The sequence below is a fragment of the Pseudalkalibacillus sp. Hm43 genome (assembly GCF_051842935.1).
Classification (GTDB): domain Bacteria; phylum Bacillota; class Bacilli; order Bacillales; family Fictibacillaceae; genus Pseudalkalibacillus.
The window spans coordinates 2,641,620-2,663,340 of the sequence record NZ_JBPXRR010000001.1 but is presented as its reverse complement, the minus strand read 5'-3'; the positions used below and the strand labels follow the sequence as shown (position 1 = coordinate 2,663,340).

The following is a 21,721-nucleotide window of genomic DNA, read 5'->3' as shown; positions in this document are numbered from 1 at the left end:
CTTTCAAGATCATACGAGAACGCTTACATTTTACAAATTGTTAAGAACTTCACATTAATTCGTGGTAAGCGATATATATATTATAAACAGGGAATGTACAAGGAGGAATGGACCAGTGATGGAAAAGGAATTGAGGGTTGAGTTGAAAACCGGATTACAGGCTCGACCAGCAGCATTATTTGTTCAAGAAGCAAACCGATTTTCTTCAGATGTGTTTTTGGAGAAAGACGGGAAAAAGGTGAACGCAAAAAGCATTATGGGAATCATGAGCTTAGCAGTTGCTTCTGGTTCGACGGTCACAATCGTCACAGATGGTAAAGATGAAAAAGAAGCACTCAATGCATTGGAACACTTTGTAACCACCGCAGAGTAATACATAAGTACTATCCAGAGGTTGGAAATGGATAGTACTTTTTTATTTTGTTAAAAAAGCCTGTTTAAGAGGGCATTTGATGGGGTGAAAACAGTAAAACGATGCAAGTCACCTAACGAAAGAGGGCATTTGATGGGGTGAAAACACTAAAACAAAGCAAGTCACCTAACGAAAGAGGGCATTTGCTGGGGTGAAAACACTAAAACGAAGCAAGTCACCTAACGAAAGAGGGCATTTGCTGGGGTGAAAACACTAAAACAAAGCAAGTCACCTAACGAAAGAGGACATTTGATCGTGTGAAAACGAAAAACCTAATATATCAGTCAGATCTTAAATAATAGGAATTCCTTCCACAACCTACTAGTAAATAGTTGCTCATAAGGATTTTGCGTATCGACGCTTTGTCATGAATAATACGACACCATTCATGTATGCCACTCGTTGTTATTTTTTTGTCTGGGAAGAGCATTTGATATTCTTCCACGGCCCTCAAAACAGCTTGCTGATATTCTTCGGTTCTGCCGCATTTTTTACAATTCAGAGAGGTTCTTTCTAATCTGCTATACAGCGTCAAACACTGAGGACAATAAATCCCTTTCTTGAGCTGATCATATTGGTATTTTGGTAACTTTGAATATGGATTTTCTGTCAGATGATGAGCTAATAATTGTTGGGGCAGTTGGGGATGCTGACCTTTTGAATGCGGGGGAGCTTTCTTCAAGTAATTCAAAAAGCGATTTAACTGAGGGGGATGTATGATCGGGAGATTTCGAGACGAGTCGTAAAGATGGAATTCGGGGTTTACGAAGACTAGGTATGGTTCAATGGGTACATTGTAACCAAATCTTTTAAGCAATCCTCTTAATACAATTTCATTTCGGTGTAGCTGATGTAAGGGATTTTTTATAACATTCCCGGATGTTGAATACCAATGTTCACGTTCAATATAGTAATCACCTTCGAAATTTTTAATTTCAATCAGATTGATTTTTGGGGATGAAAGGATTAGTGAGTCCATTTGACATACAGTGTTGTTATGCTCCAGCAACATGTCATTGAGAACGATCTTTCCAACTAGAAAAGGTTCTGCCAAATTATCGAATCTTTTTTCACCTATGTAGCCTTTTTCAAGGTTGTCCTTATAATTCTTATCATCTTGTGAGAGCTTCATTCGAACATTTAATGACCTCATAATCCTTAATTCCTTTGATTCATAGCGAGGTTTCATATCCCTCTCCTTTACATTTTTAGTAATCATACCTGTATTTAAGAACTTGTACAACCCCTTTACTTACTTAAGAAAAGCTGCTACTATTATATTAACTTATAAAAAGTAAGTGAAAAGAGGGGATGAACATGTCATTTCATCGTGGGATCAATCCATATGTCAATCAAGTTGAGTTATTCGTTTCAGAAATAGAGAGATCGAGGGCGTTTTATACAGAAGAGCTAGGTTTCAAAGTACTAACGGAAGAAGGAAAGTCAATCACGTTAACGGCTGATGGTGTTAATCCACTCATTACGTTGGTTGAAAATCAAGAGGCTGCCCCGAAACAAGCAAGAAGAACGGGATTGTTCCATTTTGCTATCTTGTTGCCTTCACGAAAGGATTTAAGCAACTTCATCATCCATATGCAGGAAAAGCGCTATCTTTTACAGGGAGCTGCTGACCATCTGTTCAGTGAGGCCTTATATTTAGCCGATCCTGATGGTCATGGAATTGAAGTCTATCGCGATTTGCCACCTGAAGAATGGACCTGGCAGGGAGAAGAGCTGCCGTTGGTGAGTGATCCGATAGACATGGAGGGCGTCATCCAAGCGGGAGATGGACACTGGAACGGTCTCCCATCCGATACGGTCATCGGTCATATTCATTTGCATGTTCGTAATTTGGAAGAAGCAAAGCGATTTTATGTCGATGGACTCGGATTTGATGTAACGATACCGATGAGGCACCGAGCACTCTTTGTTTCAACAGGTGGCTATCACCATCACATCGGACTGAATACGTGGAATGGGACGGACATTCCGAAACCAGATCAGGGCAGTGTTCATATGCGATGGTATTCCATAAAGTTTCATGATGAGGCGCAAAGGAATGAAAGAGTTGAGCAGTTGAACAGGATGGGATATTCGGTAGAAACCGAAGGAGATCTTATATGGACGGAGGATCCTTCAGGTAATCGAATTTTACTAGATGCAAAATAAATTTTTAAAAGGCATCAGCACTAGAGGCTGATGCTTTTTTCATGTTTTAAGTCATCTTTTCTGAAAAAAATGGGTTGACGTTTTGAAAAGTCCTGTGTATAGTATGGATAACTTAACTTTAGTACTTAAAAGCGTCTAAGCGTTTAAGTGTGTAAAAGAATTCAATTCAATATCAAAGCCTTTGCAAAAGCAGTAGCAATTCGGTGGGCAGCACATAGAGACCGGACGGGTGGTGAAAGTCCGGGCAGTCGAATTCGTGAATTACATTGCAAGTGAAGGGCTTTATGTATGAGTGGATGAACGATTCAGTTCATCAATCAGGGTGGTACCGCGGAAACTTTTCGTCCCTATGTGGATGAAAGGTTTTTTTGTTTTCCAAAAAACAAATAAATTCAAAATAAAAGGAGAATGAAAGATGAAACAAAGACCTTTACCGGCGCATTTAAGAAAATTTGTTGTGGAGCAGCATCACGAGAAGTATTCACCGATCAACCACGCGGTTTGGCGTTATGTCATGCGACAGAATCATAATTTCTTGAAAGATGTGGCGCATGAGGCGTATACGGATGGCTTGGTTTCATCTGGGATCAAAATCGATTCAATTCCGAAAGTCGATGATATGAACGAGAGCTTGAAGCCATTCGGTTGGGGAGCTGTTACGATTGACGGATTCATTCCGGCTGTCATGTTCTTCGATTTCCAGGCTCATGGATACTTGCCGATTGCAACGGACATTCGTAAACTCGAAAACATCGATTACACACCAGCTCCTGACATTATTCATGAAGCGGCTGGGCATGCACCGATCCTTTCAGATCCTACTTTTGCACAATTTGTAAAACTGTTCGGTGAGATCGGATCGAAGGCACTCGCGACCAAGGAAGAGCATGAACTGTTTGATGCCATTCGTTCCTTGTCTGCGATACTAGAAGATGGTTCTGCATCTGAAGAAGAGATCGAAGCGGCACGTTCGAATTTTAAAGAAAAACAGGAAGCGGTCAACGAGATTTCTGAAGCTGAACAGATTTCAAGGTTATACTGGTGGACGGTCGAATTCGGAATGATTGGTACTGTAGAGAAACCGAAACTGTACGGAGCAGGTCTATTGTCTTCGATCGGTGAAAGTGTCACGAGTTTATCAGATGAAGTTATGAAACTTCCATTCGATTTGGAAACGGCGATCAACACAGGTTTCGACATTACCACCCAGCAGCCACAACTCTTTGTCTGTGAAAGCTTCGAGCAATTGATTGAAGCGGTGGAACAGTTCTCTGAGACGATGGCATTCAAAGTCGGAGGTACGGAAAGCCTGGATAAAGCGGTCCGATCGGCGAACACAGCCACTTCTGTCTTCAGCTCTGGCCTCCAGGTGACAGGAACTGTGACGGAACTGATCAAAGACACTGATGGGAAAGCGATTTTAATGAAAACGGAGGGACCAACAGCCCTCTCCGTAAATGATGAAGTGCTTGAAGGGCACGGGAAAGACAGCCATGTGGAAGGCTTTAGTTCTCCTATCGGTGATCTCACTGGATCGGAAAAAGCACTCGAAGATTGGACAGATGAAGACTTTGTCGCGAACGGTCTTGAAGTAGGAGAACCACTTCGGTTGGAATTTGATTCAGGTGTCGTTGTCCAAGGTACACTCGATCATGTCGTCCGCAAAAACGATAAAGTCATCATGTTGGGTATTGAAGGTGCAAAAGTGACGCATGAAGGAATCGTTCTTTTTGAAACGGACGAAGGAATCTTCGATATGGCGGTCGGAAGCCGAATCACTTCGGTCTTCGCTGGAGCTGCCGACAGTGAGCATTTCTTTGGTGGGGATGTGAGAGATGAAGAGGATCCAGTAGAACCGAGAGAACATTCTCCGCTTGAAAAATTGTACGGGAAGATTCGTAGTTTGAGAGAGGAAGAGAAGACACCACAAGAAGTCATTGAGACCATCAACCTCGTCGTGACGGAGTTGGAAGACTTCCCTGAAGATTGGCTATTAAGACTCGAAATTGTAGAGATTCTCACCCAGAAACCGTTGTTACCGACGACGAAAAACAAGTTGATGACGGATCTTGAAGAAATGAAAAAACAACCCAAGCTCAATAAATGGATCAACAATGGGCTCCATTTGATCAAAGTTCGAAAATCAGCTTAATCCGATTTGAAAGAATCGTGCACAAATAAGGAAAACCAGAGCGGCATCCTCCCACTGCTCTGGTTTTTTCTATTCAATCTATTTTTCTACATTCAGAGGGATCTCCAGGATATTGATTTCTGAGCCGTCTTTGGCGCTCTCTACGAAAACCTTGATAACCAATTGATCTTTCAAATCTTCAGGTACTGAAATCGTCGTTTCAAAAGTACCCCATGCCGGCGCGCCTTCCGATGCCATCAGAAAATCACTGGCAATTACCGTGTCGCCATCCTTCAATTCATATTGAAAAGCGGCTTCAAACACCCTTGCTTTACCTTTAAAAAGGAACTCACCACTGACTTTTTCGTTCGGGAGAGGACTTTCAATCTTGAAGGCATCGTTTTCAACCGGATCACCGACCGCTGCGTCTTCATCCGATCCTGTATCCCCATCCTCATCAGGCTCTTTTTGATCCTGACCCTGCTGTTCTTCAGACGCTGGAGGTGGACTTTCATTTTCCGAAAACCATTGGTAGGTTCCAAATCCAAGAAGGACAATCAATATTAAGACAACAAGACGTTTCAACCGAAATCCCTCCTTTATTTCAGCTTATGAGTGTTCTTTCACTTTTTACCCATAAAAAAAGGTCGACCCTATCGGTCAACCTTTCTCTGTTCCTTATTAAGTTGTTGCTACTGGCTTTTCAATAACGTCATCGATCAAGCCATATTCTTTCGCTTTATGTGCACTCATGAAGTTGTCACGATCCGTGTCACGTTCTACAACTTCGACTGGTTGACCAGAACGATCAGCGATGATCTTGTTGATCTTCTCACGCATTTCGATGATACGACGAGCGTGAATCTCAATGTCAGCAGCTTGCCCTTGCGTTCCACCAAGTGGTTGGTGAATCATGACTTCACTGTTTGGAAGTGCATAACGCTTACCAGGCTCACCTGCTGTAAGTAAGAATGCACCCATGGATGCAGCCATACCGATACAGATCGTGCTGACTTTTGGTTTGATGAATTGCATCGTATCGTAGATCGCCATTCCAGCAGTGATGGATCCGCCAGGACTGTTGATGTAAAGGGAGATATCCTTATCTGGATCTTCTGCAGCTAAGAATAGCAACTGTGCAACGATCGAGTTCGCTACATTGTCATCAATCGCGCTCCCTAGCATGATGATACGGTCTTTTAGAAGGCGGGAGTAAATGTCATAGGCACGTTCTCCGCGGTTCGTTTGTTCAATAACTGTTGGGATTAAGTTCATTTCAGAAATCCTCCTCTTTCCATAAGTATCTTTATGGCTTAATTTCATCTTACTCAATAGGTCAATATAGGTCAAACTATTAGGCTTCATCGACCGTACTTTTCGTTCGACGATTTTCTCCTTGATGAAAGCATTCGTTGATTCTTCGAAATTCACTCGCTTTCCACGTGCGAACCGCAAGCCTCACTTCCACAGGATGTGGTGACTTCGACGTTCACCACAGGACGTGGTGTGGCTTAGTCGAAGCGGGGTCTTGCCTGGCTCGCTATTCCCGCAGGAGTCTCGTGAATTTCTTCTTATCAACAGATGTTATTCAAACCATGAAAGACTATTGAGATCATTATGTATGGACTATGGTTACATCATACCATTTTTCCCGTTCTTAGCGGATTTAAACGTTGAATCGAGGATAAAAGTTTTATAAAAGAGGGTGTCGGGTAAAAATGTTGATAAGAGTATAACGTGGTAAAAAGGGAGGTCCTTTATGTGACTGAAGTGATCAAAGTAACGGTCAATGGTGTCGAATACCAAACGACGGCTGGACAGAATGTACTACAATTTCTCAAAGCGGAAGAGGTCGATGTGCCTTCCGTCTGTTTTCACGAGAGTCTTGGCCCCATCCAGAGCTGTGACACATGCATCGTCGAAGTGAACGGAGAATTGCAAAGGGCATGTGGTATGAAGCTTGAAACTGATATGGTCATCCAAACCCAACTTGAAGATGTACATAAAGCGCAAGACCTGGCGATGGACCGTATATTGAAAAACCATGAGCTCTACTGTACGGTTTGTGACCACAACAACGGCACGTGTGACATACATAATACGGTTGCAGAAATGCAGAAGGAACATCAGAACATACCGTTCAAAGAGAAAGGCTACGAAGTCGATTATTCCGGGTCCTTTTACCGATATGATCCAGACCAATGCATACTGTGCGGACGTTGTGTCGAGGTGTGTCAGGATGTCGAGGTCAATGAAACGCTCTCAATCGATTGGTCGCGCGAACAGCCTCGCGTCATCTGGGATAATGACGTTCCGATCGACGAGTCGTCCTGTGTCAATTGCGGTCAGTGCGTCACGGTGTGTCCGTGCAACGCATTGATGGAAAAGCCGATGTTGAAGGAAGCGGGCTATCTTACAGATGTGGAACAAGGCACACTGCGGTCCATGATTAATTTTACGAAAAATGTAGAATCCGGTTTTGGTCCATTGTTTGCCATTTCGGACACAGAAGCGGAAATGCGAGAAGATCGCATCAAAAAAACAAAAACGGTTTGCACCTATTGCGGAGTCGGCTGTAGCTTTGACGTCTGGACGAAAGGACGGGATATTTTAAAAATACAGCCTCAACCCGAAGCGCCGGCAAATGGAATTTCCACATGTGTCAAAGGGAAGTTCGGCTGGGATTATGTGAACAGTGAAGAACGTCTCACCAAGCCACTGATCCGTGAAGGGGATGTGTTTAAAGAGGTTGAATGGGACGAGGCGATTTCGTATGTCGCGAAACGCATGTCTGAAATCAAAGCCGAGAGTGGACCGGATGCGCTTGGATTCATTTCCTCCTCCAAGGCGACGAATGAAGAATCTTATTTGATGCAGAAGCTCGCACGCCAAGTGATCGGAACGAACAACGTAGATAACTGTTCCCGCTATTGCCAGTCTCCAGCGACGAAAGGGCTTTTCCGAACGGTCGGATACGGTGGAGATGCAGGTTCGTTGAAAGACATTGAAACGGCCGGGCTTGTGATCACGATTGGGTCTAATACAGCCGAGTCCCATCCGGTTTTGGCGTCGAAAATAAAGCGCTCTCAAAAGTTGTTCGGACAGAAGCTCATTGTCGCAGATATCCGTGAACACGAAATGGCAGAACGGGCCGATCTGTTTTTCCAGCCAGTTCCAGGTACAGACTTGATCTGGTTGTCCGCCGTGACGAATTATATCGTGGAAAAAGGGTGGCACGATGAAGAATTCTTGCATAACCGGGTGAACAATGTGGACGAGTATTTAGAAAAGATTAAGAAGTTCACACTCGAGTATGCAGAAGAGGTGACTGGTCTCTCCAAAGAAACGATGATCCACATTGCGGAAGCGATTCATGAAGCAGATTCGACGGTCATCTGCTGGGCGATGGGTGTGACCCAACAGAAGGGTGGCAGTGATACGAGCACCGCGATCTCCAATTTGCTCATCGTGACAGGGAATTATGGTCGTCACGGTACAGGTGCTTACCCCCTTAGAGGGCATAACAACGTTCAGGGCTGCAGTGATTTCGGTAGCATGCCGAATTCGTTCCCTGGCTATCAGGATGTGGAGGATGATGAGATCCGGGGCAAGTTTGAAAAAGCTTGGAAAAGCGAGCTGCCCGCTGAACCTGGTATGACGAACCACGGGATGGTCGATGCAATGCACGAAGGATCCTTGCGAGCACTGTATTTACACGGTGAGGATATGGGAATCGTCGATGCGAATGCGAATTACGTACAACGTGGATTCGAGGAATTGGATTTCTTTGTCGTCCAGGATCTGTTTTTATCGAGGACATCCGAATTCGCTGATGTCATTTTACCGGCCGTTCCTAGTCTTGAAAAAGAAGGAACGTTCACGAATACCGAGCGTCGCATCCAGCGGATTTATCAAGCGCTTCCGACTTTAGGTGATGCGAAACCGGACTGGGAAATCGTTCAAATGTTAGCGAGAGAGCTTGGTGCAGACTGGAATTTTGGAGGACCAGCCGAAATCATGGACGAAGCAGCGAGTCTGACCCCGATGTTTGCCGGTGTTTCTTATGAACGATTAGAAGGGTACAACAGTCTGATCTGGCCGGTGGATCCTGAAGGAATTGATATGCCAATGTTGTATGAAGATAAATTTCATTTTGAAGATGGAAAAGCACGGCTGTATTTCGTGGATTGGACAGAACCGACAGGGACAGACGTGGAGTATGACCTGCACGTCAACAGTGGTCGATTGCTTGAGCATTTCCATGAAGGGAACATGACTTACAAATCGGAAGGAATCACAAGAAAAACACCGAGTGCGTTCATTGAGGTGTCTCCTGAACTTGCTGAAGAGCGTGGTGTGAAAGATGGAGCGCTCGTCAAGCTGACATCGAGGACGGGTTCCGTTAAAGGTCGTGTCGTCGTAACCGATCGAGTGAAGGGGAATGAGCTCTTTATCCCGCTGAATGATAATGGAGAACTTGCCATCAATAAATTGACTTCCAGTGAAGTGGATAAAGATACGGATACACCAGCTTATAAGGATACAGCGGTTAAAATGGAAGTGCTGGAAGAGAAGGGTGAAAGACCGCTACCACACAACAATCACCGATTCGGAAACCGGAATCCACAAATCGGTGTGCGGATTGAAGAGAAATGGAAGCGTGATGATTATGTGTTTCCTGGGAACATCATCCGTAAGAAGGAAGTGAAGAAATAATGGCAAAGCCGACGAGAAAAATCGAGCCACTCGTTCCTTCAAAAGATCAAATCCGAGAGCAAGGGATGGAAGAAATTGAAGATGCACTGGTCGAGCGGAAAGAAGCCGTATTGGAAATGCTTACGCTCGTTGACCGGCTGCACGAAAGCGATGTTCTACCTTTGTTAAGTGCACTCGTCCATCATAAAGATCAAGCGACTTCTGCACTGTTTCAAGAAATCAACCGCCCACAGAATGCTCAGTTCGCTCGCAACATGGTCGACTTGATGGGATTCCTCGGAAAGGTCGAGTTTGAAAAAATGCAACCACTCATGGAGCGGATGAATGAAGGGATACTGGAAGCGAATAAAGAAGAAGAAAAAGAAGACTTGATCAGTATGTTTCAACTGCTCAAAGCGCTGAAAGACCCGGAAATCAACCGATCCATTCGCATGCTCCTCGCCTTCCTGAAAGGCATGGGCAGGGAATAGTAAGAAAGAACTGCGGTGCCAGGCACCGAACAGAACACGTTGTTACACAACGGTTCTCATTCGGTACTTGGCACTTCCAAAGCAAAAAAAGATTGGAGGACGGTCCCCCAATCTTTTCTTTATGATTCTTCGCTTTCTTCTTCTTCGTCGGTTTCTGAGTTATCAGTGTACGTGTTTGAACCAGGTCCGAGTCCGAGGAAGTCTTGCAGTGCTTGTGTGTTTTTTTCAAAATCGAGTTGCAGAATGGATCCTGCGGAATTGGATGTTTCAGTGAAGCCACCTTCTACAGGGATCTTCAACGTTTCGATTTCACCTTTGTTCGTCATGATATCTTTAGCCAGTCCAACCGCAGTCAGTGTTTTCATGTTCGTATCAATATAAGGTTGAATCGTTCCAATAACCTTTGGAAGCTTACTGATTCCATAGAGGCTTGTGAATTCATCTTTTACTTTAGAAACCACTTCTTGTTGTCTTTCGACACGGGCGAAATCACCTCTGGCATCATGACGGAAACGAGCATAACCTAATAGCTCTTTACCATTCAGTTTTTGTACACCCGGTTCTAATGTCACTCCGATGTTCGTGGACATCCGTTTTTCGACGTCCATTTCGATACCTTCTGGAGCGACTGTATCAACGATTTGTTCAAAGCCTTTGAAATCCACGAGCGCATAATAATGGATATCGATGTCAAAGTTCTCTTTGATCGTTTGTCTCAACAGTTCTGGACCACCGTGGAAAAAGGCAGCATTGATCTTGTTATCTTTGTAACCCGGAATTTCAACGTAGGAGTCACGCATGATAGACACCAATTTTGCTTGATCAGTATCTGTATCGTATTGAGCAATCATGATCGTGTCTGTACGCGAATTGTTTTCCCCTTCTCGAGCGTCAACACCTAAGAGAAGGACATTATACTTTCCTTCGACGGGTTCTTCTGCATTGAATTCATAATCGGATTCCATCTCTTTTGAAGGTTCTGCTTGTTGAAGCCCTCGATAATACTCTATAGCAGCATAGCCGGCGACAGCTATGAACATGATGACTAGAAATAATAGCGTCTTTTTCAGAAAGTTGCCTTTCTTTTTTTGCTTTTTTCGATCTATACGTGAAGGCATAAACTCTTTCACCACCAATTAAACATTATAAAAACATGCCATATCAACACTACATACTGACACTAAATTATATCACAATTTGTAAAGTCCTGTATAAATGTCGGGAAAAATATTTTTTTAAGGGGGTTGTTGAATGGACATCGAGCAAGTGTACCACACTCTTCAAATTTCCCTCGCATTCGGGATGTACGTTATTATCCCCGCAATGATCATATATAAAATGTTCCGCCGGAAGAAACTCCCGAATAATGAGTACACTCCATATGACGACATGTTGTCGGGAAGAGTTTCATTTGACCGGCAAAAAATTTCAGAAGACAATAAACATCAAGTGCGTTATGCAGAAATTGAACATGAAAATCATGAAAATAAGTGATCCAATCTGTATTTTTGAACGTTTGCATATTAAAAGTAACTTTGTTAGTTTTAGACCAATAACAAGGTCCAGGAGTGAAAAATATGCAACTAAAACGCAATACATTTTTTTTGGTCGTTTCTATACTCATGATCTCTTTCTTAGTTGGGTGCGGTTCAGGTGAAAAAGAAGATGCTCCGAAATCTGATGACTCCGCAACGACTGATGAAGAACTGAAGAATGAGGACCAAGACGATGCGAATCAAGCCGACAAGAACAGCGATAAAGCACATGAAACGGATCGAAAAGGCAATACAATTGAAATTACAGCAACAGAAATGAAGTTCGAGCCATCACAAATCACTTTAAAGAAAGGGCAAGAGTATGAATTTGTCATGACGAATGATGGACAAGTCTTTCACGATTTTGTGGAAGATGAGATGGAGATTAAAATGACCTTCATGAGTGATATGCCCGATCACCCAGACCAGACATCCATGCTCGATCGGCTATTAGGCACAAAGAAAGCCTTTGCGCACAGTGACGAAAAGCATAAAAAGACGCTACACATGAATGCAAAGCCAGGTCAAACGGTCAGTATAAAATTCATTCCGAAAGAAACAGGAGAGTTTGAATTTTACTGCAGTGTACCTGGCCATAAAGAAGCCGGTATGAAAGGAACAATCATTGTAGAAGAATAAATTGTTTAGAGTGTTCATTTGTCGGACACTCTTTTTTTTGTAAATATTGCATAGTGATAAAGCGCATACATTTTTGATATGATGGTGTTAGGGAGGTATTGTTATGGAGTTAGGTCTATATCAAACGCAATCGATGAAACTTGTCATGACGAACGAGTTACGGCAAGCAATCACGATTTTACAATACCCAACACTTGAATTAGCTCACTTTCTACGTCAACAAGCACTAGAGAATCCTATTATAGAACTGATCGAACGAGACACACATACAGATAAAGTCGACCAACCTACGACTTTCGACAAGGACTCATGGTTTTATGAAGACGATGAAGTTCATCCAATCTATTATGTAAAATCAGAAGATCCTTCTCTTCCGCAATATTTAGTCGGTCAATTGACCTGGCTCGAGATACCGGAGGAGGAGAAGACCATCGTCGAGTATATGATTTATTGCCTGGATGAAAACGGCTATCTCGATTGCAGTTTCGAATGTTTGCAAGAAGAGCTCGGCATTGAGATGGACAGGATCGAGAAGGCATTAGGAGTCATCCAGCAGTTAGAGCCCGTCGGTGTCGGTGCCCGCACGCTTTCGGAATGTCTTCTTTTACAATACAAAGCGGGTGATGATACATCGCCAGTGGTCCAGGAAATCATTGAACATCATCTTCCGGATCTTGCGGATAAAAAGTTCAGCCAGCTTTCCAAGAAGTTGAGCATTTCGTTGTCGGAGCTCCAAAAGGCGGATGCGATCATTCGCTCGCTTAACCCTAGACCATGCTCCGCTTTCTCGAAACAACGCAGCGAGTGGGTCGAACCGGAATTTTTCATTGAGAATGATGATAGCGGCGGATTCAAGATCCGTATGAATGAGGAACTGGTTCCAGAGGTGACCTTGAATGATCGATATTTCCGTATCATGAAACGTCACTCGGATGCTCGCTCTTATTTGGAAAAACAACTGCAAAAGTATGAATGGTTGAAGCGAAGCCTAGAGCAGCGCAGGGAAACTTTGCAAAATCTCGCGGATTTCCTCGTTCAGAAGCAACGCACCTTTTTTGAAAAAGGGTATGAGGCATTGAAGCCGATGACGTTGAAGGAAGTCGCACAAGCAATCGATGTGCACGAATCGACCATCAGCCGAGCGGTCAAAAACAAGACGATCCAGACGCCGAAAGGGACGATTCAGTTGAAATCGCTGTTCACTTCGAAGCTGGATAAAGGGAATCATACGGAAGAAACTTCGTCAGCCCAGGTGAAAATCAAGATCCAGCGGTTGGTTGAAGCTGAAAAGAAACAAAAGCCACTCTCGGACCAAAAGATCGCCGACAAACTGAAAAAAGAAGGAATCGACATCTCGAGACGAACGGTTGCGAAATACCGGGAAGAATTACGCATCCCTTCCTCATCCAAACGAAAATCACTTGTAGTATAATGAAGATGGAACGAAACCTGTTCCATCTTTTCATTTGGATAAGGCTTATCGTGTCCCGAAAACACAGAAAACGAATCTTCGGGTAACGATAAGGGAATAAAAGAGAACCAAAGGAGCTTACATATGTTGACCGTTCATTTTTACACAAAAGAGAATTGTCCGCTTTGCGATCAAGCGCTCCTCATCTTGGAGGACCTGCAAGAGGAACTTGGTTTTACAATAGAAGAAAGAGACATTCACTCAAACGATGAGTGGCTGGAGGCTTATGGCCTGATGATTCCGGTTGTACAGGTGGCTGGCGAAGACCTGCAATATGGTAAAATCGATCGAATTTCCTTAAGAAAACGCTTACTTACATTTATTTAGTTATATTAGTTGAACACCTTTCAAAGACTTGCTATTATACTAATTGAAAGGGCAGTAAATTTTTTTACATGAATTGGGACATAATATGACTAACCGGGACAAAAATAGTCCTACTTACTCTCATAAAGGGGAGTTGCGATGGAGCCGATCATTGAAATACAACGAAAATTATTGCCAGATTTAATGGATGTTATGCAAAACCGCTACCGCATCCTTCAGAACGTCCGATATCTCCAGCCGATCGGAAGGCGAAGCTTAGCAGCGAACCTTCAACAGACGGAAAGGGTGCTTCGGGCGGAAGTGGAGTTCCTGAGCAAACAAGGTCTCTTGAATATCGCCTCGTCAGGTATGACATTGACCGATGAAGGCAATCATATTCTCCTAGAACTTGAAAATATTATGAAAGAAGTTTCAGGACTTCATGTTTTAGAAGAGCGTTTACGGGAAAAATTAAAGTTGGCAGAAGTGATTATCGTGCCAGGTGACAGTGATCGAGATCAATGGGTTAAAAAAGAAATGGGGAAAGCGGCAATCAAACGTCTTCTCCCGCTTCTGAAAACCGAGAAAACCATCGCTGTTACTGGAGGAACGACCCTTTCGGCTGTGGCTGAAATGATGAAGCCCTTGCCGAATAAAAGTAAACCTCTGATTGTCCCTGCAAGGGGCGGATTAGGGGAGCAGGTTGAAAATCAGGCGAATACGATCTGCTCGACAATGGCGCGCAAAGCCAATGGAGAGTATCGACTCTTACATGTCCCAGATCAATTAAGCGAAGAGTCGTATCAATCCTTGATTGAAGAGCCTGGTGTAAAAGATGTACTGGACCAGATCCGATCTGCTGAAATCGTCATTCACGGAATTGGTGAAGCGAAAACGATGGCAGAACGCAGAAAATCATCCGAAAACGTTTTTCATGAAATTGAAAAACATCAAGCCGTTGCCGAAGCATTCGGTTACTACTTCGACAAGGACGGATCCATCGTCCACAAAGTGAAAACTGTCGGATTGCAGCTTGATGACTTATCGGATGATAAAACGATTTTTGCGGTTGCAGGGGGCAGTAGTAAAGCGAATGCAATTGCAGCCTACATGAACCGCGGACCGCGTCAGATTCTGATAACAGATGAAGGCGCAGCAAAAGAGTTGATTTAAGGACTGGCATACTCTGTCAGATACTATTACTTAACATACACATTCCAAGGAGGAGTTTTAACATGGCAACAAAGATTGGTATTAACGGTTTTGGACGTATTGGACGTAACGTATTCCGTGCAGCTCTTAAGAACAACGACGTTGAGGTTGTAGCAGTAAACGACCTTACAGATGCAAACATGCTTGCACACCTACTTCAATATGATACAGTTCACGGTAAGCTTGATGCGAAAGTAGAAGTAAACGGTGAAAACCTTGTTGTAGATGGTAAAGAAGTCAAAGTTCTTTCTGAGCGTGACCCAGCTCAACTTGGTTGGGGAGATCTTGGTGTTGAAATTGTAGTGGAATCTACTGGACGTTTCACACAACGTGACGATGCTGCGAAGCACATTGAAGCCGGCGCTAAGAAAGTTGTCATCTCTGCACCAGCGAAGGACGAAGACATCACAGTCGTTCTTGGTGTGAACGAAGACAAGTACGATGCAGCTAGCCACAACGTCATCTCTAACGCTTCTTGTACGACAAACTGTCTTGCACCACTTGCAAAAGTATTGCATGACAAGTTCGGTCTAAAACGCGGAATGATGACAACAGTTCACTCTTACACGAACGACCAACAAATCCTTGATCTACCACATAAGGACTACCGTCGTGCACGTGCGGCTGGAGAGAACATCATCCCGACAACAACTGGTGCTGCAAAAGCGGTATCCCTTGTCCTTCCTGAGCTTGAAGGCAAGTTGAACGGTATGGCTATGCGTGTTCCAACTCCAAACGTTTCTCTTGTTGACCTTGTAGCAGAGCTTGATAAAGATGTAACAGTTGAAGAAGTGAACGCAGCATTGAAAGAAGCTTCTGAAACAAACTTGAAAGGTGTGCTTGGATACAGCGAAGAGCCACTCGTATCAACTGATTACAACGGCAACCCTGATTCTTCTACAGTAGATGCTCAATCTACTATGGTTATGGAAGGAAACTTGGTTAAAGCAATTTCTTGGTATGACAACGAAAGCGGATATTCTCACCGTGTTGTTGACCTTGTTGCTTTCATCGCATCTAAAGGTTTGTAAGAAAACTCTAAATGAGACTTGGTCAGAGCAGTTTTCACTATGAAAAACTGTACCTGAATCGCAAGTTTCTATAGAATATAGATTGTGGGGGAAGAGGGGTAGTTTTTACTCCTCTTTTCACATGTCCATATACGAAAGTTCTGATGGAAAGCGATTCTGATATGTTTATCGGACAAGTTTGTGTATATTTCTGACCTGTTTTGATTTTTATCTGACAAAAGTTGAAATATATCTGACTTAAATCGCTTTTTATCTGACCAATTTGAATTTTTATCGGACATTTAACTGAATTCATGTACTTAAGGAGGCTTTCCGAATGCAAAAACAATCTATTCGCGATGTCGATGTAAACGGGAAAACAGTGTTCTGCCGTGTCGACTTCAACGTGCCAATGAAGGATGGAGAAGTGACGGATGACACGCGTATCCGTGCAGCACTGCCGACGATTCAACTTCTCGTTGAAAAAGGAGCAAAAGTCATTCTCGCAAGTCACTTAGGACGTCCAAAAGGTCAAGTAGTAGAAGAACTGCGCCTTGATCCTGTGGCGAAGCGTCTAAGCGACCTACTCAACAAGACAGTGACGAAAACAGACGAAGTGTATGGTGGAGAAGTCAACAAAGCGATTTCCGGGTTAAGCAATGGAGACGTCTTGTTGATCGAAAACGTACGATTCGAAGCTGGAGAAGAGAAGAACGACGCGGAACTAGCAAAAGCATTCGCTGACATGGCGGATGTTTACGTCAATGACGCGTTTGGCGCTGCGCACCGTGCCCATGCTTCTACTGAAGGCGTCGCTCATCACCTACCTGGCGTGGCTGGACTTTTAATGGAGAAAGAATTAGAGGTTCTTGGGAAAGCATTGGCTGAACCAGAGCGTCCATTCACAGCGATCATTGGCGGAGCGAAAGTAAAGGACAAGATCGGTGTCATCGACAATCTATTGGACAAGGTTGATAACCTGATTATCGGTGGCGGTCTTGCATACACGTTTGTAAAAGCGTTAGGTTATGACATCGGAAAGTCATTACTAGAAGAAGATAAGATCGATCTTGCGAAATCATTCATGGAAAAAGCGGAGCAAAAAGGCGTGAAGTTTTACATGCCGAAAGACGTTATTGTAGCGGATGATTTCTCTGGAGACGCGAACACGAAAATCGTCTCAATCGACGAAATTCCATCTGACTGGGAAGCGCTTGATATCGGACCAGCTACTCGTGAAGAGTACGAGTCCGTGATTGAAGGCTCTAAGCTTGTCATCTGGAACGGACCGATGGGTGTATTCGAGATTGATACATTCGCAAATGGAACAAAAGGTGTGGCAAAAGCTCTAGCTGACGCAAAGGACACGTACAGTGTCATCGGTGGCGGAGATTCCGCAGCAGCAGTTGAGAAATTCGGCTATGCCGATCAAATGAGCCACATCTCGACAGGTGGAGGAGCATCCCTTGAATTTATGGAAGGGAAAGTTCTTCCAGGGGTAGCAGCTCTACAAGACAAGTAATTTTACAGAAACTCTAGTTGAAGAAAGGTGGTCCTTAAAGGATGCGTAAACCGATTATCGCAGGAAACTGGAAAATGCATAAAACGCTCGAAGAATCAAAAAGCTTCGTTAAGGAAATCAAAGAATTGATTCCTTCAGAAGAAAAAGTCGATTCTGTCATTTGTGCACCTGCTTTATTCCTGAATGCCCTTGTAAATGAAACAGCTGAGACGAAACTTCATATTGGGGCACAAAACATGCACTTTGAAGAAAGCGGCGCATTTACGGGTGAAATCAGCCCACATGCACTGAACGATATGAATGTTGAATATGTGATTCTCGGACACTCTGAACGTCGTGAAATGTTTGGTGAGACGAATGAATCCGTCAACAAAAAAGTCCACGCTGCCTTTAAGCATGACCTTGTACCAATCGTTTGTGTCGGGGAATCCCTCGAACAGCGTGAGAACAACGAAACGAAGCCTCACGTGAAAAAGCAAGTCGAGCAAGCGCTAAGCGGATTATCTGAAGAGCAAGTGCCTACCGTCGTCATTGCGTATGAACCGATCTGGGCGATTGGAACTGGAAAATCAGCCACTTCAGAAGATGCTAACGAAGTTTGTGCTTACATCCGTACAGTGGTTGCAGAGAAGTTTTCTCAAGAGATTGCGGACCAAGTGCGTATCCAGTACGGTGGAAGTGTGAAACCGGAAACGATTGAAGATCTTATGAGCCAATCCGATATCGACGGTGCACTTGTTGGTGGCGCAAGCTTGAAGCCACAGTCTTTCTTACAGTTGTTGGAGGTTGTTCATAATGGCTAAAAAACCAGTCGCACTCATCATTCTTGATGGGTTTGCGTTACGGGATGAAACAGAAGGGAATGCGGTCGCCCAGGCGAACAAGCCGAACTTTGACCGTTATTGGAACGAGTTTCCGCACGCCCAGCTACAGGCATGTGGAGAAGCGGTCGGACTTCCGCCCGGCCAAATGGGGAATTCCGAAGTTGGGCACTTGAACATCGGTGCTGGACGAATTGTTTATCAAAGCTTGACTCGTGTGAACCTTTCCATTAAAGAAGGCGAATTCTATGAAAACCAAACTTTCTTGGATGCGATGGATCACGTGAAGAAGAAGGATTCAGCCCTTCATGTTTTCGGACTGTTATCCGATGGCGGTATCCACAGTCATATCGATCACTTATATGCGTTGCTGAAGCTGGCTGAGGAAGAAAACGTTGAAAAGGTCTATATCCACGGATTCTTGGATGGACGTGACGTTGGTCCACAATCGGCAAAAGGGTATATCTCTGCGCTACAAGAAAAAATGAACGAGTATGGTGTGGGTGAAATCGCAACCCTATCTGGTCGTTATTATGCGATGGATCGTGACAAGCGTTGGGATCGTGTGGAGCGGTCGTACCGAGCGATGACTTACGGTGAAGGCCCATCGTATACGAATCCGATCGAAGTCGTTGATGATTCTTACAAAAATGAAATCTACGACGAGTTCGTCCTTCCTTCTGTCATCACGAAAGACGATGGATCACCGGTTGCGACGATTAAAGACGATGACGCGATCATCTTCTTCAACTTCCGTCCCGACCGTGCAATCCAAATTTCTCAAGTATTCACGAACGACGACTTCCGTGGTTTCGATCGTGGAGAAGGTCGTCCGGAAAACTTGCACTTCGTCTGCTTGACGCAGTTCAGTGAAACGGTCGATGGTGAAGTGGCATTCAAACCGACGAATCTCGATAACACACTCGGAGAAGTTCTTGCTCAGCAAGATTACAAGCAGCTTCGTATTGCGGAAACGGAAAAGTATCCGCACGTGACTTTCTTCTTTAGTGGCGGTCGTGAAAACGAGTTCCCGGGTGAAGAGCGAATTTTAATCGACTCGCCGAAAGTCGCAACATACGATTTGAAGCCTGAAATGAGTGCGTATGAAGTGACGGACGCATTGCTCGATGAACTGAATGCGGACAAGCATGACGTGATCATCTTGAACTTTGCCAACCCGGACATGGTCGGACACTCAGGAATGCTTGAGCCGACGATCAAAGCGGTCGAAACGGTTGATGAGTGTCTCGGTAAAATTGTCGATCTTATCTTAGAAAAAGATGGAGCAGCGATTATCACAGCTGACCACGGAAACTCAGATGAAGTCATCACGAAGGAAGGCAACCCGATGACAGCTCATACGACGAACCCTGTACCTGTCATCGTGACGAAGAAAGGTGCGAAACTCCGCGAAGATGGAATTTTAGCGGATCTTTCACCGACTGTTCTTGACCTTCTCGGAGGTAAGCAGCCGAAAGAAATGACAGGAAAAACACTGATTAAATAAACCTATACTTTTTTAAAAATAAGGAGATGAATGTAATGCCATCAAGTATCATTAACATTTTTGCTCGTGAAGTATTAGATTCTCGTGGTAACCCAACAGTAGAAGTAGAAGTATGGCTAGAGTCCGGCGCTCGTGGACGCGCACTTGTACCAAGTGGAGCTTCAACTGGTGAGTACGAAGCAGTTGAACTACGTGACGGTGACAAAGACCGTTACCTCGGAAAAGGCGTATTGAACGCTGTAAACAACGTAAACGAAGTGATCGCTCCTGAGCTTGTCTACTTCGACGCGCTTGATCAAGTGGCAATCGACAAGCAATTGCTTGAGCTTGACGGAACAGAAAACAAAGGTAAGCTAGGCGCTAACGCAATCCTTGGTGTATCCATGGCAGTTGCTCACGCGGCAGCAGATCACCTTGGTGTACCGCTTTACAACTACCTTGGCGGATTCAACGCGAAATCTCTTCCAACACCAATGATGAACATCTTGAACGGTGGAGAACACGCGGACAACAACGTGGACATCCAAGAATTCATGGTTATGCCAGTTGGCGCGGAATCCTTCCGTGAAGCGCTTCGTGTCGGTGCTGAAATTTTCCACACGTTGAAAAAAGTATTGAAGGAAAAAGGCTTGAACACAGCTGTTGGTGATGAAGGTGGATTCGCTCCGAACCTAGGATCCAACGAAGAAGCAATCTCTACGATTATCGAAGCGATTGAAAAAGCAGGATACAAGCCTGACGAAGAAGTGAAATTGGCATTGGATGTTGCATCCTCTGAGCTTTATAAAGATGGCAAATATCATCTATCTGGTGAAGGTGTTACGAAAACATCTGAAGAAATGGTTGCTTGGTACGAAGAGCTTACTTCGAAATATCCGATCGTTTCCATTGAAGATGGTCTTGACGAAAACGACTGGGACGGATGGGAAAAGCTTACCGCTGCTATCGGAGACAAAGTACAGCTTGTCGGTGACGACTTGTTCGTAACGAATACAGCGAAGCTTTCTGAAGGTATCAAGCGTAACGTTGGTAACTCCATCTTGATTAAAGTAAACCAAATCGGTACGTTGACAGAAACATTCGACGCAATCGAAATGGCGAAGCGCGCTGGATACACTGCAGTCATCTCTCACCGTTCTGGTGAAACAGAAGACAGCACAATCGCTGACATTGCGGTTGCGACAAACGCTGGACAAATTAAGACGGGTGCACCATCTCGTACAGACCGTGTAGCGAAGTACAACCAGCTTCTACGTATCGAGGACGAGCTCGACTACGCTGGTTACTACGCTGGAAAAGACGCATTCTACAACATCAACAAGTAAGTTATTTAAATAAAGCAACACACATTCAGGGAAGTGGAAGCACAACTGCTGATCTGAATCATGCAAGGAAGAACCCCGATTGGACGGCCGCCAATTGGGGTTCTCTTTTGTTATGGGAGTGCCGCCAGGTACCATTCTGAACCCGTTGCGACGCAACGGTTCTGAAACGGTACCTGACACTAAAGGTCGAAAGTCTCGTTACATGTCTTCGTTGTCGGCATGTACATCGCTTCGTTGGGGCTCGATCCCACTGTCGGCTTGTTCAATGAGCATATCGAGCGGTTGGAAGGCATCACTTTGGACGGTGAATCCTGGGTTCAGGTTCGTCGCCGTTTGCAATTCTTTATTTTTTTCGATATTTGGATCTTTCTTTGTCATTGCAGAACACCTCCATATTTCTAATATGGTTTCCTCTGAAAAAATTATGTTCATCATCATTTACCATGACATTTAGGCAATACTAACCGTAACAGGA

General features: G+C 44.2%; 20 protein-coding genes. 15 read left to right on the top strand and 5 right to left on the bottom strand.

The window, feature by feature from the left end; translation table 11 throughout:
• Nucleotides 1-115 precede the first annotated feature (115 nt).
• Complete coding sequence (locus ACSVDE_RS13990; RefSeq protein ID WP_439301485.1) at nucleotides 116-373, top strand: HPr family phosphocarrier protein; 258 nt, start codon at nucleotides 116-118, stop codon at nucleotides 371-373.
• 319 nt (nucleotides 374-692) lie between these two features.
• Here the strand turns inward: ACSVDE_RS13990 and ACSVDE_RS13985 are convergent, their stop codons facing one another.
• Entirely contained in the window at nucleotides 693-1,601 is a 909-nt protein-coding gene (locus tag ACSVDE_RS13985) for a nuclease-related domain-containing protein (protein ID WP_439301483.1), read from the bottom strand.
• Between the two features lie 128 nt (nucleotides 1,602-1,729).
• Here ACSVDE_RS13985 and ACSVDE_RS13980 point away from each other — a divergent pair, with 128 nt between their 5' ends.
• Together ACSVDE_RS13980 and ACSVDE_RS13975 are read left to right on the top strand one after the other, a co-directional pair.
• Nucleotides 1,730-2,581, top strand: a complete 852-nt coding sequence (locus ACSVDE_RS13980; RefSeq protein ID WP_439301482.1) for a VOC family protein — start codon at nucleotides 1,730-1,732, stop codon at nucleotides 2,579-2,581.
• Between the two features lie 415 nt (nucleotides 2,582-2,996).
• Nucleotides 2,997-4,733 carry an aromatic amino acid hydroxylase gene (locus tag ACSVDE_RS13975; protein WP_439301481.1) on the top strand — a complete coding sequence of 579 codons (1,737 nt, stop codon included), beginning with the start codon at nucleotides 2,997-2,999 and terminating at the stop codon, nucleotides 4,731-4,733.
• A 78-nt stretch (nucleotides 4,734-4,811) separates the two neighbouring features.
• Here ACSVDE_RS13975 and ACSVDE_RS13970 read toward each other — a convergent pair whose 3' ends face one another.
• Together ACSVDE_RS13970 and clpP are read right to left on the bottom strand one after the other, a co-directional pair.
• Nucleotides 4,812-5,297: a Gmad2 immunoglobulin-like domain-containing protein gene (locus tag ACSVDE_RS13970; protein ID WP_439301480.1), complete on the bottom strand. Its 486-nt coding sequence runs from the start codon at nucleotides 5,295-5,297 to the stop codon at nucleotides 4,812-4,814.
• 96 nt (nucleotides 5,298-5,393) lie between these two features.
• Nucleotides 5,394-5,987, bottom strand: coding sequence for an ATP-dependent Clp endopeptidase proteolytic subunit ClpP (clpP, locus tag ACSVDE_RS13965; RefSeq protein WP_439301479.1), 594 nt, complete (start codon nucleotides 5,985-5,987; stop codon nucleotides 5,394-5,396).
• Nucleotides 5,988-6,473: 486 nt separating this feature from the next.
• Between clpP and fdhF the strand changes: the two genes are divergently transcribed.
• On the top strand, nucleotides 6,474-9,428 hold the full coding sequence (fdhF, locus tag ACSVDE_RS13960) for a formate dehydrogenase subunit alpha (protein ID WP_439301478.1): 2,955 nt from the start codon (nucleotides 6,474-6,476) through the stop codon (nucleotides 9,426-9,428).
• Nucleotides 9,428-9,898: a DUF1641 domain-containing protein gene (locus ACSVDE_RS13955; protein ID WP_439301477.1), complete on the top strand. Its 471-nt coding sequence runs from the start codon at nucleotides 9,428-9,430 to the stop codon at nucleotides 9,896-9,898. The genes fdhF and ACSVDE_RS13955 overlap by 1 nt, the downstream gene beginning before the upstream one ends.
• A 119-nt stretch (nucleotides 9,899-10,017) precedes the next feature.
• On the opposite strand, the gene ACSVDE_RS13950 is transcribed toward ACSVDE_RS13955, so the two are convergent.
• On the bottom strand, nucleotides 10,018-11,016 hold the full coding sequence (locus ACSVDE_RS13950) for an LCP family protein (protein ID WP_439301476.1): 999 nt from the start codon (nucleotides 11,014-11,016) through the stop codon (nucleotides 10,018-10,020).
• A gap of 133 nt (nucleotides 11,017-11,149) precedes the next feature.
• On the opposite strand from ACSVDE_RS13950, the gene ACSVDE_RS13945 reads away from it, so the two are divergent.
• The 10 genes from ACSVDE_RS13945 (at nucleotide 11,150) to eno (ending at nucleotide 21,246) form a co-directional block, all read left to right on the top strand.
• Nucleotides 11,150-11,392, top strand: a complete 243-nt coding sequence (locus ACSVDE_RS13945) for a hypothetical protein (protein ID WP_439301475.1) — start codon at nucleotides 11,150-11,152, stop codon at nucleotides 11,390-11,392.
• 83 nt (nucleotides 11,393-11,475) lie between these two features.
• A complete protein-coding gene (locus ACSVDE_RS13940) occupies nucleotides 11,476-12,072 on the top strand; it encodes a cupredoxin domain-containing protein (protein WP_439301474.1) in 597 nt (198 codons plus the stop codon).
• Nucleotides 12,073-12,175: 103 nt separating this feature from the next.
• Complete coding sequence (gene rpoN / locus ACSVDE_RS13935) at nucleotides 12,176-13,504, top strand: RNA polymerase factor sigma-54 (RefSeq protein WP_439301473.1); 1,329 nt, start codon at nucleotides 12,176-12,178, stop codon at nucleotides 13,502-13,504.
• A 123-nt stretch (nucleotides 13,505-13,627) separates the two neighbouring features.
• Nucleotides 13,628-13,870 (top strand): glutaredoxin family protein, encoded by a 243-nt coding sequence (locus ACSVDE_RS13930; protein ID WP_439301472.1) that lies wholly within the window; start codon nucleotides 13,628-13,630, stop codon nucleotides 13,868-13,870.
• Nucleotides 13,871-14,008: 138 nt separating this feature from the next.
• Entirely contained in the window at nucleotides 14,009-15,022 is a 1,014-nt protein-coding gene (locus ACSVDE_RS13925) for a sugar-binding transcriptional regulator (RefSeq protein WP_439301471.1), read from the top strand.
• A 62-nt stretch (nucleotides 15,023-15,084) separates the two neighbouring features.
• A complete protein-coding gene (gene gap / locus ACSVDE_RS13920) occupies nucleotides 15,085-16,092 on the top strand; it encodes a type I glyceraldehyde-3-phosphate dehydrogenase (protein ID WP_439301470.1) in 1,008 nt (335 codons plus the stop codon).
• A 316-nt stretch (nucleotides 16,093-16,408) separates the two neighbouring features.
• Nucleotides 16,409-17,593, top strand: coding sequence for a phosphoglycerate kinase (locus ACSVDE_RS13915; RefSeq protein WP_439301469.1), 1,185 nt, complete (start codon nucleotides 16,409-16,411; stop codon nucleotides 17,591-17,593).
• Between the two features lie 41 nt (nucleotides 17,594-17,634).
• Complete coding sequence (tpiA, locus tag ACSVDE_RS13910; RefSeq protein ID WP_439301468.1) at nucleotides 17,635-18,396, top strand: triose-phosphate isomerase; 762 nt, start codon at nucleotides 17,635-17,637, stop codon at nucleotides 18,394-18,396.
• The gene (gene gpmI / locus ACSVDE_RS13905; RefSeq protein ID WP_439301467.1) at nucleotides 18,389-19,921 is read left to right on the top strand and encodes a 2,3-bisphosphoglycerate-independent phosphoglycerate mutase; all 1,533 of its coding nucleotides are present in this window, start codon (nucleotides 18,389-18,391) and stop codon (nucleotides 19,919-19,921) included. Before tpiA ends, gpmI begins: the two co-directional genes overlap by 8 nt.
• 35 nt (nucleotides 19,922-19,956) lie before the next feature.
• Nucleotides 19,957-21,246, top strand: coding sequence for a phosphopyruvate hydratase (eno, locus tag ACSVDE_RS13900; RefSeq protein ID WP_439301466.1), 1,290 nt, complete (start codon nucleotides 19,957-19,959; stop codon nucleotides 21,244-21,246).
• 198 nt (nucleotides 21,247-21,444) lie between these two features.
• Here the strand turns inward: eno and ACSVDE_RS13895 are convergent, their stop codons facing one another.
• Nucleotides 21,445-21,624 (bottom strand): hypothetical protein, encoded by a 180-nt coding sequence (locus ACSVDE_RS13895; RefSeq protein ID WP_439301465.1) that lies wholly within the window; start codon nucleotides 21,622-21,624, stop codon nucleotides 21,445-21,447.
• Nucleotides 21,625-21,721: the final 97 nt, after the last annotated feature.